General features: G+C 69.6%; 9 protein-coding genes and 1 pseudogene. 9 read left to right on the plus strand and 1 reads right to left on the minus strand.

Annotated features, from left to right (window positions below; translation table 11 throughout):
- Positions 1-44: 44 nt before the first annotated feature.
- A pseudogene (locus tag H7F49_RS19920) lies at positions 45-755 on the minus strand (VgrG-related protein).
- A 131-nt stretch (positions 756-886) separates the two neighbouring features.
- On the opposite strand from H7F49_RS19920, the gene H7F49_RS13505 reads away from it, so the two are divergent.
- The 9 genes from H7F49_RS13505 to H7F49_RS13545 all read left to right on the plus strand — a co-directional run bounded on the left by H7F49_RS13505 (position 887) and on the right by H7F49_RS13545 (position 14,146).
- Positions 887-2,545 carry a sensor histidine kinase gene (locus tag H7F49_RS13505; RefSeq protein ID WP_185684105.1) on the plus strand — a complete coding sequence of 553 codons (1,659 nt, stop codon included), beginning with the start codon at positions 887-889 and terminating at the stop codon, positions 2,543-2,545.
- On the plus strand, positions 2,542-3,174 hold the full coding sequence (locus H7F49_RS13510) for a response regulator (protein ID WP_185684106.1): 633 nt from the start codon (positions 2,542-2,544) through the stop codon (positions 3,172-3,174). Before H7F49_RS13505 ends, H7F49_RS13510 begins: the two co-directional genes overlap by 4 nt.
- A gap of 193 nt (positions 3,175-3,367) precedes the next feature.
- Positions 3,368-4,807 carry a glucose-6-phosphate dehydrogenase gene (gene zwf, locus H7F49_RS13515; protein WP_185684107.1) on the plus strand — a complete coding sequence of 480 codons (1,440 nt, stop codon included), beginning with the start codon at positions 3,368-3,370 and terminating at the stop codon, positions 4,805-4,807.
- Positions 4,808-4,814: 7 nt separating this feature from the next.
- Positions 4,815-6,638 (plus strand): phosphogluconate dehydratase, encoded by a 1,824-nt coding sequence (gene edd, locus H7F49_RS13520; RefSeq protein ID WP_185684108.1) that lies wholly within the window; start codon positions 4,815-4,817, stop codon positions 6,636-6,638.
- A 59-nt stretch (positions 6,639-6,697) separates the two neighbouring features.
- Entirely contained in the window at positions 6,698-7,678 is a 981-nt protein-coding gene (gene glk / locus H7F49_RS13525) for a glucokinase (RefSeq protein WP_328806752.1), read from the plus strand.
- Position 7,679: 1 nt separating this feature from the next.
- Positions 7,680-8,297 carry a bifunctional 4-hydroxy-2-oxoglutarate aldolase/2-dehydro-3-deoxy-phosphogluconate aldolase gene (eda, locus tag H7F49_RS13530; protein WP_185684110.1) on the plus strand — a complete coding sequence of 206 codons (618 nt, stop codon included), beginning with the start codon at positions 7,680-7,682 and terminating at the stop codon, positions 8,295-8,297.
- A 125-nt stretch (positions 8,298-8,422) separates the two neighbouring features.
- Entirely contained in the window at positions 8,423-11,224 is a 2,802-nt protein-coding gene (locus H7F49_RS13535) for a phosphoenolpyruvate carboxylase (RefSeq protein ID WP_185684111.1), read from the plus strand.
- Between the two features lie 99 nt (positions 11,225-11,323).
- On the plus strand, positions 11,324-11,959 hold the full coding sequence (locus H7F49_RS13540) for a Pr6Pr family membrane protein (RefSeq protein WP_185684112.1): 636 nt from the start codon (positions 11,324-11,326) through the stop codon (positions 11,957-11,959).
- Between the two features lie 132 nt (positions 11,960-12,091).
- Positions 12,092-14,146: a spermine/spermidine synthase domain-containing protein gene (locus tag H7F49_RS13545; RefSeq protein WP_185684113.1), complete on the plus strand. Its 2,055-nt coding sequence runs from the start codon at positions 12,092-12,094 to the stop codon at positions 14,144-14,146.
- Positions 14,147-14,326: the final 180 nt, after the last annotated feature.

Consider the following 14,326-nt stretch of genomic DNA (forward strand, 5'->3'; position numbering starts at 1 on the left):
GGCGTGACACTGGCCTGAAATTCGCGCCCGGGCAAATACGCTTTTCAGGGCTCGCCATCCCGCGCCGCCAGCAAGGCCAGCGCCGCTGCGCATTCGGCTGGATAGCGGCGCGCGACGATGCCCGCGAACAGGGCCTGGGTCGGCCCGCCGAGCCGCGCCCCCAGCCGCGTCAGATAGGCGCTCCGCCGGGCATAGACAGCGCGGATCAGGCCTTCCGCATAGGCGGGGTCGGTCCGGGGCAGTGCCGCGTCGGTTGCGGCCACGGCATCGGCGATGATCCGCGCCGCCGCGGCGTGCTGGACGGCGCAGGACCAGGCCACGTCGCGCAGGGCAGCCGGGCCGCGGTCCAGATCGAGCCCGGTCCGGGCCAGCACGGCCGCGACGACCGGGCGATAATGGGTGCGTTCGATGAAGGCCCGCTGGGCACTGGTGAAGGCTTCGGGCTGACCCCGGGCAATCGCCTGCCAGGCGGTCGCGAAGGCGGGCGAACCCGGAGCAGCCGCCCCGAACGCCGCTCGCCATGGCGCACCCTCACCGGCGAGGAACGCGGCGACCGTGCCGGTCCGGCTGGCGAACTGATAGAGCCCTTAGGACACCCCGCCCGGATCGGCCTGGCCGCTGCTGACCGTGCCCGGCCCGCGTCCGCCGCTTTCATACCGTTCGGACAGGTGGCCCAGCGGGGGCGACCCGGCGGGGGCGGGTGGATGAGCAGCGGACTGGGCGCGCGCTGGCGGCGGCGATGGGGAACGGGCCATGGATCCTCCTGACAGATCGGCAGCCGTCCCTCTGATCCGAATCGGCCCGAGTAGGAAAGCGGGGCCAAGTCACCGCATCCGGCTTGACCACCCCGCCCGGGGCCGTGCATCACGGGTCCCGAGGGTTCCGGATGAATTTGCGCGCCGCATTCGAAAACCGGTCGGGCCGGGTCATTGCCCTGTTCAGGGTGATCCTGGTTGGCGTGTTCCTGATCGCCGTCCTGGTCGAACCCGTGGCCACGGCATCGGACCTCGATCGCGGCAAGGCGCTGCTGTTCGGATATCTGGCGGTGAGCCTGCTGGCGGCGGTCGTGGCCTGGCGATCCTGGTGGTACGACCAGCGGATCGCACCGGGGCTGCTGGCCCTGGACGTGACGGCATTCATTGCTGCCGTGTACGTGACCGAAACCGGCAATGCCGATTTCACCAGCCCCTTCCTGGCGCTGTTCGCCTTGGCGATCCTGTCGGCCACCTTGCGCTGGGACTGGCGGGTCGCCTCGGTCACCGGTGTGTTCGCGACGGTCCTGTTCGTGGTGGTCGGGCTGGTGATCTGGAACCTGGGCCTGCCGATCGATGTCTATCGGTTCGGCCGGCGGTCGCTCTACATGCTCGCGCTGCTGATCGTGCTGGTCTGGTTCGGCGTGCAGCGCCGCGATCCCCATGTGACCCGGCTCGATCCCGGCCCGGACGATCCGATGGCGCAGACGGATGACGGCACCGACCTGCGCTGGCGCGCACTGGAACACGCGATGGCCGTGACCGGGGCCCGCCGCGGCGTGCTTGCCTGGAGCGACGCGGAAGAGCCCTGGCTCAATCTGCACCAGATGGGCAATGGTCAGCGCAGACTGGAGCGGCTGGGTCCGGACGCCATCGTCGGGTGGGACGAGGGTGGGGACGAGGTCCGCCTGTTCGACAGCCTGCGCGGGCGCAAGCTGGTCCGCGATGCCGACAACCTGCCGCATGCGCGGACGCTGCGGACGCCGATGCCGCTGGCGGCGCACTGTGGAATCACCGAGGGGCTGACCCTGCCGCTGCGTTGCGTCAGCGGCAGCGGCATCATCGTGCTGGCCGAGCTGACCGGGCCGGGACCCGATTTCGTCACGCTCGGCGGCATCCTGAACCGCGAGATCAGCAGTGCCTTCGATCGCATCGCGGTGATCGAGTTCGAACGCGAGGCCCTGCTCTCACGCACGCGGGCGGCCATCGCGCGCGATCTGCATGACAGCGTCGCCCAGTCACTGGCAGGCGCCTGCTTCCGGCTGGAGGCCCTGCGGCGCATGCAGGATCCGCGGGCGCTGGACGTCGAACTGGTGACCGTGCGTGATGCCCTGCGGCGCGAGCAGGAACACGTCCGCACCCTGATCGATGCGCTGCGCAGCCCCGCCAGCACCCCCGATGACCAGGATCTGCTGCACGATCTCAGGGCCACGGCCAGCGACGCCGCCATGCACTGGAACCTGACCGTGACGGTGACCGGCGCCCCGGCCACCACGGTGCCGGGCTGGTACAGCCACGAGCTTCAGCAACTGCTCCGCGAAGCCGTGGCCAATGCCGCCCGGCATGGCGGCGCGCGCGAGGTTACCGTGGCGCTGCAGCGACGCGGCGCCGGGCTGGTCCTGGACATTGCCGACGACGGCGCCGGGTTCGAACTGACCGGAGCGGACCAGCAGCCATGGTCGATCCGCGAGCGGGTGGCGACGCTGGGAGGCCAATTGGCAGTGGACAGCAGTCCGCAGGGCACCCATCTTGCCATCCTGCTCCCGCTCGGAGCCGACGGAGCCGCCCGATGACCACTGTCCTGATCGCCGATGACCACGCCTTCATTCGCACCGGCGTCGAGGCCGTGCTGGCCTCGACCCGTTACCAGGTGGTCGCCACCGTCGGATCGGGGAGCGAGGCGCTGGAGGCCGTGATCGCGCACCAGCCCGACATCTGCGTGTTCGATGTCGCGATGCCCGACGGCGACGGGGTGAGCACCCTGCAAGAGCTGCGTGCCCGCGGCGATGCGCGTCCCGTGGTGCTGCTCACCGCGCAGATCGACGATGGCCCGCTGCTCGCGGCGATCGACGCCGGGGTCAGCGGGATCGTCGCCAAGGCCGGCGCCGAGGAGGTGTTGATCGGCGCGCTGGACACGGTCATGGCCGGGGGCAAGGCGATTGCCTCCGACCTGCTGGACCGGGCCAGCACCGAAGCCACCCGACGCCAGACTCCCTCGCCCTTCGCCAGCCTGACCCCGCGCGAGAAGACGATCGTGGCCTTCATCGCCCAGGGCCAGCGCAATCGCGACATTGCCGGATCGCTGGGGATCACCGAAGGGACGATCAAGGTTTACCTGCACGCCCTCTACCAGAAACTGGGCGTGGACAACCGCACCGAACTGGCGGTGCTGGCGCTCAAGCACCGCGACGACCTGAGCTGATCCGCACCCCACATCGGGGCGACGCGGGCTCGCGCGGCCGATCCATTCGAATGCAGCCAAGCGCAGACGTATTCTTCCCCTTCCGCAGGGGCAGGCAAATGTGGTTGTAGCATCGGCGCAAGAAGACCGGATGGAGGCCAGGGGCGCCGCTCCTGCCGCCGGACCATCCGGTCCCGACCTTCGGGGGACGAGAATGGGTTTCACCGCCGATTGCCTGCTGCTGTTCGGCGCCACGGGCGATCTGGCGCAGCGCATGCTGCTGCCCTCGCTCTGCGCGCTCGATGCCGATGGCCTGGTCGATGAACACCTGCGCATCGTCGGCACAGCCCGGCAGGAGCTGGACGACGCCGGCTACCGCGCCTTCGCCCGCAAGGCGCTGGAGACCTACCTGCCGGACTACCGCAAGCCGGCGATCGAGCCCTTCCTCGAGCGGCTGCATTACCAGCCGCTGGACGCCAACAACGCGGCGGGCTTTGCCGATCTGGCGACCAAGGTGGGGATGGTCGAGCGCGGCCTGGCCATCTTCCTGTCGACCGCGCCCAGCCTGTTCGAGCCGACCATAGCCGGGCTGGTCGCCAGCGGGCTGGCGGGCGAGCAGACCCGGATCGGGCTGGAAAAGCCGCTGGGCACCGACCTGGCCACCAGCCGCCACATCAACGACGCGGTGAGCAGCGCCTTTCCCGAGGACCGGATCTTCCGGATCGATCACTACCTGGGCAAGGAAACGGTCCAGAACCTGCTGGCCCTGCGCTTTGCCAACGTGATGTTCGAACCGCTGTGGAATGCCGCGCACATCGATCATGTCCAGATCACCGTGGCCGAGACCGTGGGGCTGGAAGGCCGCGTGGGCTTCTACGACGGCGCCGGCGCGCTGCGCGACATGGTGCAGAACCACATGCTCCAACTGCTCGCCCTGGTGGCGATGGAGCCGCCCGCGAGCTTCGATGCCACCGCTGTGCGCGACGAGAAGGTGAAAGTGCTGCGTTCCCTGCGCAAGGTGGAGCGGGACGAGACGGTCACCGGCCAGTACCGCGCCGGGGCGATCGGCGGGGCCGCCGTCCCCGGCTACGATCAGGAGCTGGGCCGGGATTCGGACACCGAGACCTTCGTGGCGATCAAGGCCCATGTCGACAACTGGCGCTGGAAGGGCGTGCCCTTCTACCTGCGCACCGGCAAGCGCCTGTACGAGCGCGTGACCGAGATCGTGGTGCAGTTCCGCCCGGTGCCGCATTCGATCTTCGCCGGGCGCGGTGCGCGGACCCAGCCCAACCAGTTGGTGATCGGCATCCAGCCGGCCGAGAACATCACCCTCTCGCTGATGGCCAAGGAGCCCGGGCTGGATCGCGGCGGCATCCGCCTGCGCGAGGTCTCGCTCGACATCTCGATGCCCGACGCCTTCGCCGGGCCGAAGAAGCGGATCGCTTACGAACGCCTGCTGCTCGACCTGATCGAGGGCGACCAGACCCTGTTCGTCCGCCGCGACGAGGTGGAAGCCCAGTGGGAATGGATCGACGCGATCCGCCAGACCTGGGACGACCACGCCATCACCCCCAAGACCTACACTGCCGGCAGCTGGGGGCCCTCGGCCGCGATCGCGCTGGCCGAGCGCGACGGCGTCACCTGGCACGAGTGAGAACCCCATGACCCTGCATGCCACCCTGCACCCCACCCTTGCCCGCGTCACCGACCGGATCATCGAGAAGTCCAAGGCCTCGCGGCAGCACTACCTTGACCTGATGGCGCGCGAGGGCGATCGCCATGGCGACCGCGAGTTCCTGTCGTGCTCCAACCTCGCGCACGGCTTCGCCGCCGCGCTGGAGGACAAGCCGGCGATCGCCACCATGCGCGGGCCGAACCTGGGCATCGTCACCGCCTACAACGACATGCTCTCGGCCCATCAGCCCTATGGCCGTTATCCCGAGGCGATGAAGCTCTATGCCCGCGAGGTGGGCGCGACCGCCCAGGTGGCGGGCGGTGTTCCGGCGATGTGCGACGGCGTCACCCAGGGGCAGGACGGGATGGAGCTGTCGCTGTTCAGCCGCGACGCGATCGCGCTGGGCACGGCGGTGGCGCTGAGCCACGCGATGTTCGACGGCATGGCCCTGCTCGGCATCTGCGACAAGATCGTGCCCGGCCTGCTGATCGGCGCGCTGCGCTTCGGCCACCTGCCCGCCGTCTTCGTGCCGGGCGGGCCGATGCCCAGCGGCCTGCCCAACAAGGAAAAGCAGAAGGTCCGCCAGCTTTACGCCGAGGGCAAGGCCAGCCGGGCCGACCTGCTGGAAAGCGAGAGCAAGTCCTACCACTCGCCCGGCACATGCACCTTCTATGGCACGGCCAATTCCAACCAGATGATGATGGAGTTGATGGGCCTGCACGTGCCGGGCGCGTCCTTCATCCCGCCGAACACGCCGCTGCGCTCGGCCCTGACACGCGAGGCGGTGCATCGGCTGGCCGCGATCGGCCGCAAGGGCAGCGATCATCGCCCGCTGTGCAAGGTCGTGGACGAGAAGGCGATCATCAACGCCGCGGTCGGCCTGCTGGCCACCGGCGGATCGACCAACCACGCAATCCACCTGCCCGCCATGGCGCGCGCGGCGGGCGTGCTGCTCGACTGGCAGGACCTGGACGAGCTGTCCTCGGTCGTGCCGCTGCTGGCGCGGGTCTATCCCAATGGCGCGGGCGACGTGAACCACTTCCACGCCGCCGGCGGCATCGCCTACGTCACCCGCGAGCTGCTCGATGCCGGGCTGATCCACGGCGACACCCTGACCATCGCCGAGGGCGGCATGGCCGCCTATGCGACCGAGCCGACGCTGGCTGAGGACCGGCTGGTCTGGCACCCTGCCCCGGCCGAAAGCGGCGATGACACGATGCTGCGCCCGGTCGCCGCGCCGTTCCAGCCGGATGGCGGGATGCGGCTGGTCCAGGGCAACCTGGGCCGCGCCACCTTCAAGACCAGCGCGGTCGATCGCGAGCGCTGGACCATCGAGGCCCCTGCCCGCGTGTTCGAGACCCAGGAAGCGGTCACCGCCGCGTTCAAGGCCGGCGAGCTTGACCGCGACGTGGTGGTGGTGGTCCGCTTCCAGGGCCCGCGTGCCAACGGCATGCCCGAGCTGCACAAGCTGACCCCGCCGCTGGGCGTCCTGCAGGATCGCGGCTACCGTGTGGCGCTGGTCACAGACGGGCGCATGTCGGGCGCCTCGGGCAAGGTCCCGGCGGCGATCCACGTCACCCCCGAGGCGCTGGGCGGCGGGCCGCTGGCGCTGGTCCGGGACGGCGACGTGATCCGGCTCTGCGCCCACACCGGCGCGCTCGAGGTCCTGGCCGACCTGTCCGGGCGCACGCCCGCCGTGGCTCCGCCCGCCGGCGAGGGCATGGGCCGCGAGCTCTTCGCGATGTTCCGCCTCCACGCCGACAGCGCCGAGCGCGGCGGATCGGCCATGCTGGCGCTGGGGGGGATGTGATGGGCGGACCGCTGGGCTGGGCGCAAGGCTCACCCCTCCCCTTCAGGGGAGGGGCTTTCGTGACCACCCCCACCGAACTCGTCGCCGTCGACATCGGCGGCACCCACGCCCGCTTCGCCCTGGCCACGGTCGGTGCCGACGGCGCGATCGCGCTGGGGGAGCCGATCACGCTCCACACCAAGGATCACGCCAGCTTCCAGACCGCCTGGGAAGACTTCGCCCGGCATCTCGGGCGCGACCTGCCCCCGGCCGTGGCGATCGCCGTCGCCGGGCCGGTCGGCGGCGAGGTGATCCGCTTCACCAACAACCCGTGGATCATCCGCCCGGCGCTGATCCCCGAGAAGCTGGGCGTCGAACGCCATACCCTGGTCAACGATTTCGCCGCGGTCGGCCATGCCGTCGCGCGGGTGGCGGATACCGATTTCGTCCACCTCTGCGGCCCGGACGAGGGACTTCCGGCCGAGGGCACAATCACCATCGTCGGCCCCGGCACCGGGCTGGGCGTCGCCCATATCTGGCGTGATGGCCAGGGCGGCTACCGCGTCCAGCCGACCGAGGGAGGGCATATCGACTACGCCCCGCTCGACACGATCGAGGACCGCATCCTCGCCCGGCTGCGCCAGCGCTTCCGCCGCGTCTCGGTCGAGCGCGTGGTGTCCGGCCCGGCGATCGTCGACATCTACGAGACGCTGGCCGCGATGGAGGACAAGCCGATCCGCCAGTTGGACGACCGGGCCATCTGGCAGCTCGGCACCTCGGGCGAGGACAGCCTGGCCGCCGCCGCGGTGGATCGCTTCTGCCTTTCGCTGGGCGCCGTCGCCGGGGACCTGGCGCTGGCGCAGGGCGCCGCGGGCGTGGTCATCGCCGGGGGCCTCGGCCTGCGCATCCGCCAGACCCTGATGCAATCAGGCTTTGCCGAGCGCTTCCGCGCCAAGGGCCGGTTCGAGGCGCTGATGGCGGCGCTCCCCGTCAAGCTGATCACCCATCCGCAGCCCGGCCTGTTCGGTGCGGCGGCCGCCTTTGCCAAGGAACACTGTTGAGATGACCCCGATCGAAACCATCATGCGCACCGCCCCGGTCATCCCGGTGCTGGTGATCGAGGACCTGGCCCATGCCGCGCCCGTGGCCGAGGCCCTGGTGGCCGGCGGGCTGCGCGTGCTCGAGGTGACGCTGCGCACCGCCTGCGCGATCGACGCGATCCGGATCATGCGCGAAGTCCCCGGCGCGATCGTCGGCGCGGGCACCGTGCTGAACCCGGCCGACCTGGACAAGTCGCTCGCCGCCGGGGCCGAGTTCATCGTTTCGCCGGGCCTGACCCCGGCGCTGGGCCAGGCGGCGGTGGCCAGCGGCGTGCCGTTCCTGCCCGGCACAGCCAATGCCGCGGACATCATGCTGGGGCTCGACCTGGGACTGACCCATTTCAAGTTCTTCCCGGCCGAAACCTCGGGCGGGATCCCGGCGCTGAAGGCGCTGACCGGCCCATTCCCCATGGCGAAGTTCTGCCCGACCGGGGGGATCTCGCTGGCCACCGCGCCCAACTGGCTCGCGCTGGAGCCGGTGCTCTGCGTCGGGGGATCGTGGATCGTCAACAAGGGTGCGCCCGATGGGGCGGCGATCGAAACGGCGGCACGCGCGGCTGCGGCTCTCGCACAACCCTAACCCACCCCTACCCCGAACGGGGTTATTCTGACAGACTGGCTTCCCGGCGGGCGGCAGTCTGAGAAGAAACAGGCCGGCCGCTCCGGGAGAGGGGCCCAGACAGGCGGAACCGAAGGAACGCCCCAATGCCCACTGCCGTGCCCGATTTCGCCTCGCCGCCGAAGGTGGCCGCGCTCGAAGCCCGCCTGCAGGACCTGCACCGCTTCACCGCGTTGAGCCCGCTGTTCAATCCGGTCTCGCAACTGGGGCTCGAGCTGTCGCGCCAGCTCGAGGCCGGAACGCTGACCCTCGACGATCTTGACGGCCTGATCGCGGAACTGGAATGCGAGGGTCTGCAGGCGCGGGCCAGCCGGCTGGTGCGGATGGTCGGTCCGGTTGATCCCGCCGCCAATGCCGCCACGATCCGCGCCGCCGCGCAGAGCGGCGATTTCGCCCAGTTCGTCGCGCGCTGGCAGCGCCCCTTCCTGCACGTGGTGTTCACCGCGCACCCCACCTTCCTGCTCAGCCGCGCCCAGACCGCCGCCGTGGTCGCCGCCGCTTCGAGCGACGACATCGCCGCGAGCACCGTCTGCGTCGCGCCGCACGATCGCGACACGATCACGCTCGACTACGAGCACGCGGAGGCGATGAAGGCGCTGACTCACGCCCAGGCCGCGCGCGACCGGATCGTCGGCGAGGTGCTGGACGCCGCCCGCGCGCAGTGGCCCAAGCGCTGGCGCGAGGTGCGGCCCTGCCCGTTCCGCTTCGCCACCTGGGTCGGCTACGACATGGACGGGCGCACCGATATCAGCTGGCACACCTCGATCCGCTATCGCCTGGCCGAAAAGGCCGAGCGGCTGGCCGGCTATGCCGCCGCCCTGGCCCAGGCCGCGCCCGACCTGGCCGCACGGCTGACCCGCGCCGGCGAGCGCGCCGCAGACATGGCCGCCCTGTTCGCCCAGGACCTGACCGATCCCGCCGCGCTCTCCGCCGCGGCCAACACGCTCACCGCCGACCATCCGGACAAGCTGGTCAGCCTGGCCCCGGTGATCGCCGAGCTGGAGGCCGAGGCTCGGGAGGCCGATGACGACACCGCGCGCACCCTGCTGGTCACGGCCGCCGCCATGCGCGCGGACGGGCTGGGCATGGGCTGGATCCACTTCCGGGTGAATTCGTCGCAACTGCAGAACGCGATCCGCCGCCGGATCGATCCGGACGGGCGGCTCGATCTGGCCAGCCAGGCCGCGCTGGTCCGCATGCGCGAGCTGCTGGCCGAGGCGCAGCCGCTGCGCACCAACTTCGCCGCCCTGGCGATCGAGAACAGCACGGCGACCCGCCAGTTCCTCGCCATGGCGCAGATCCTCCACCACATCGATGCCGATACCCCGATCCGGATGCTGGTGGCCGAATGCGAACAGCCGACCACGGTGCTGGCCGCGCTGTACTTCGCCAAGCTGTTCGGGATTGCCGACAAGGTCGACGTCTCGCCGCTGTTCGAGACCGAAAGCGCGCTGGAGCACGGCGGCCGCTTCCTCGACTCGCTGCTGGCCGAGGAGGCCTATCGCGATTACGCCAAGGGACGGGGCCGGGTGGCGATCCAGACCGGGTTCTCGGATGCCGGGCGGTTCGTCGGGCAGATCCCGGCGGCGCTGGCGATCGAACGCCTGCACGGCCGCATGGCCGAGGCGATGGCCGCGAACGGCCTGAACGACGTGGCCGCGCTGATCTTCAACACCGGCGGCGAATCGATGGGGCGCGGCTGCCACCCCTCGTCCTTCGCCGACCGGGTTGGCTGGCAGATGTCGCCCTGGGCGCGCCGCCGCTTCGTCCGCGCCGGGATCCGGCTGGAGCCGGAGGTCTCGTTCCAGGGCGGTGATGGCTATCTCAGCTTCGGCTCACCCGAACTGGCGCTGGCCACCCTCACCCGCTTTGCCCAGAACGGCCCGGCCGAGGCCGATCCCAAGGCGCCGACCGATCCGTTCTACCGCCGCACCGACCTGAGCCTGGATTTCTACCGCGCGATCCGCCGCGTCCAGCAGGCGCACCTGGCCAGCGACACCTATTCGCGGGCGGTAACGGCCTTTGGCCTGGGCCTGCTGAACGACACGGGCAGCCGCAAGTCGCGCCGCCAGTCCGACATTGCCGCCGACCGCCGGATGAGCCTGCGCCAGATCCGCGCGATCCCGCACAACGCGATCCTTCAGCAGCTTGGCTATCCGGTCAATGTGATCGCCGGGTTCGGCACGGCCGCGGCCGGCAACGTCGAGGAAATCGCCGCCCTGCTGCGCGAAAGCGACCGTGGCCGCCAGATCGTCCGGCTGGTCCGCGCGGCCAATGCCCTGGCCTCGATCAAGACCGTTGCCGCCTATGGCGAGCTGTACAATTCGGCGTTCTGGGCCAGCCGGCCCTACCGCGGGGACGAACAGCACATCTCCTCGGCCTCGCTGACCCTGGCCGAATACCTGACCAAGGACGATCGCGCCGGCGTGTTCCGCCGGCTGGTCTCGCGCCTGCGGGTCGATGCGGTCAAGCTGCACCGCCTGCTCGACCTGATCCCCGACGAGGCCCCGCTGGCCGACCGCGAGCACGGGCGGCGGAAGATGGGCGTGCTCCAGGCGATCCGGCTGGCGCTGTTCCAGCACATGTTCCTGCGCGCGGTGCAGGTCCCCGCGTTCAGCCGTGCCAACGATATCGCGCGCGAGGACGTGCTGGAGATGGTCTTCACCCTGCGCATCGAGGATGCCCTGGCCCAGTTGCGCCGCGCCTTCCCGACCAGCTTCCCCGAAGTGAGCGACTTCAAGGTCGACGAACCCAGCGACTGGCCCGATGGCGGGGCCACCGGCTACACCGCGATCCGGCGTGACTTCATCGACCCGATCGAGCGCGCCTGGCACTTGTCGCTGCGAATCACCACGGCGATCGCCAACGAGTTCGGGGCGCACGGGTAGGCGCCCGCCCTGCCCGAAAGCGCGGGTCGCTTGCCTTCGGTGCGGCGCGGCGCTTAGGTCTGGACCAGGATAGCCGGGGTCGCGCTCGGGAGAGGCAGGATGACAAGGGAAGGTTGGGCCCGGATCACGGCCGGGGTGATCGGCGCGGCGGTGCTGCTGTCACTGATCCCGCCGCTGGCCAAGGCCCTGGGCCGCGGCGAGGGTCTGTTCGAGGCGATCTGGGGGCTGCTGCGGTGGTTCACCATCACCACCAATCTGCTGGTCGGGCTGGTCTTCACCCGGCTGGCGTGGCGGGGGCGGGACAGCGTCGGGCCGGTGCTGCTGGGCGGGACGATGCTGGCGATCGTGCTGGTCGGCATGGTGTTCAACCTGCTGCTACCGGCGCTGCCGCACCAGACCTTGTGGGATGCGCTGGGCGACCGGATCCATCATGTCGTCGCACCGATCGTGGTGCCGTTGTGGTGGGCCGTGTTCACTCCGCACGGCCGCCTGCGCTGGACCGCGCCGCTGCTCTGGGCGCTCTATCCGCTGGGCTACATCGCTTACACCTTCGTGCGGGTCGCCTTCACGCCAGTGGCGAGCGATGGCCACAGCCGCTATCCCTACTTCTTCATGGACCTGGACCGCTTCGGCCCCGGCACGGTGGTGCTGAACCTGGTGGGAATCTCGGCCGGCTTCATTGTCGCCGGACTGCTGTCGGTGGCGCTGGACCGTCGCCTGGCCACGCGCGGTTGAGGCGGCAAGGACCCGGTCGGGGCGGGTCGCGCAACAGCCGCGGTACGTACCACAACGGGACAACCGTTAGGACTCTGATAACCATGCCACCCCTAATGCCGCTGCTGACATGAGCTGCCGGCAGGGAATGACATGGGCCAGACGAGCGTGATCGAACCGCGGGACAGCGCCCCGCAGGCAGCGCGGAACCGGACGGACCAGGGCCATTCGCGCACCGCCGTGCCCCGGTTGATCGCCTCGAGCGCACTGATGCTGTTCCTCGAGCTGGCCCTGATCCGCTGGCTCGGCGCGAACGTGGTGCACCTCTCGTACTTCTCCAACTTCGTGCTGCTGGGCTCCTTCCTGGGTATCGGCGCCGGGTTTCTCGTCAGCCGCAAGGACTGGTCTGTCTGGCCTTTCTCGCTGCCCCTGCTGACCATCCTGGTCATCGGCGTGCTGCGGTTTCCCGTGACGATCGAGCGCAGCGGGGCGGATCTGATCTACTTCACATCGCTGGTGATCAACGGCCCGCCCGCCTGGGTGGCGCTGCCGCTGGTGTTCGTGCTGGCGGCGATCATCCTCGCCGGGCCGGCCGAACTGGTGGGGCGCTGCTTCGCCCAACTGGCGCCGCTGTCCGCCTATCGGTACGATCTGGCCGGATCGCTGCTGGGCATTCTGGCGTTCACCGCGCTCAGCTTCCTGCAGGCTCCCTCGCTGGTGTGGGGGGTGATCGCCGCCGCGCTTTACATCGCCCTGACCGAGCCGCGCCGCCGGCTGCTGACGATCGCATGGAGCGTCGCTCTGATCTTCATGCTCACCAAGGAGAGCATCCAGAACAACGTCAGTTGGTCGCCTTACTACAAGATCACCACCCATGCCTTGCCGGGCTATGGTCCGGGCTTCCTGCAGATCAATGCCAATGGCGTGCCGCACCAGTTGATGGCGCCCGCCCGATGGAAGGTCGAGCAGGCCGAGCGGATTTATGTGACGCCCTATCTGCGGTTGCCCGGCAATGCCCTGCGCGATGTCCTGATCATCGGCGCAGGGTCGGGGTCTGACGTGGCGATCGCGCTGTCGCAGGGCGCCCGGCGCGTCGATGCGGTGGATATCGACCCCCGGATCCTGCAGATCGGCGCCGAACGCAACATCGATCACCCCTATGCCGATCCGCGCGTCACCCGTCACACCAACGATGGCCGCGCCTTCCTGGAAAGCTCGGATCGCAAGTACGACCTGATCCTGTTCGCCCTGCCCGATTCGCTCACCCTGGTCAGCGGCGCTTCCCAGATCCGGCTCGAATCCTTCCTGTTCACCGCCGAAGCCATGGCCTCCGTGCGGCGCCATCTGAAGCCGAACGGCGCCTTCGCGATGTACAACTACTATCGCGAACCCTGGCTGATCGATCGTCTCGCCGGAACCGCCCAGGCGGCATTCGGCCATGCTCCGTGCGTCGACACCTTCGCCGGGGCCCAGGCGGTGGTCAGCGTGGCGATGTCGGCACGGGACCAGCGCTGTTTGGCCGCCTGGAAGCCCGCATCGCCCAAGGTCATCGCGCCGGCAACGGACAACTTCCCGTTCCTCTACTTCCGCGGCGACACCTTCCCGCCGTTCTATGCCATCACCCTGATCACGATCCTGGTCACTTCGCTGCTGACCGTGCGACTGCTGGGCGGCCCGCTGCGCGGCATGCGCGGCCATGCCGATCTGTTCTTCATGGGAGCCGCGTTTCTGCTGCTCGAAACGAAGAACGTGGCCACCTTCGCGCTGCTGTTCGGCACAACCTGGCTGGTCAACGCCCTGGTCTTCGCCGGAGTGCTGATCGTGGTGCTGGCCGCGGTGGAAGTCACGCGCAAGTTCCGCACGCCGCCGCTGCCGGTGGTCTTCGCCGGGATTGCCGCGGCGCTGGCCCTGGCATGGATCGTCCAGCCGGCCTGGTTGCTGTCCTTGCCCTTCGCCGCCCGTCTGGTCGCGGCGACGGCCCTGGCCTTCCTGCCGATCTTCCTCGCCAATGTCGCCTTCGCGAAGCGCTTCCAGGAATCGTCGGATTCGCAGGCAGCCTTCGCGGTGAACCTGCTGGGTACGATCTTCGGCGGCTGCCTCGAATACGCGGCGCTGTACACGGGATATGACAACCTGCTGATCGTCACCGGCCTGCTCTATCTGCTAGCCTTCGCCCTGGTGCCCAAGGCCACGGCCCACACCGCCTGAGTGACCGCCCGGCCCCCACTGGCCGGGCCCTCTCTGGCCGGGCGCTCACTAGGTAGTCGCCCGTGAAAAGCGCTCAAAGCCGCAGAAATGCGTCGGTTTTGGCGGATTTGAAGTAATCGTATTTGCAAGGTTTCGGGCAGGATCGCGCCAAAAGCTTGCGATTTTGCGCGCCCGTGCACG

Origin of the sequence: Novosphingobium aerophilum (assembly GCF_014230305.1) — a bacterium.
Classification (GTDB): domain Bacteria; phylum Pseudomonadota; class Alphaproteobacteria; order Sphingomonadales; family Sphingomonadaceae; genus Novosphingobium; species Novosphingobium aerophilum.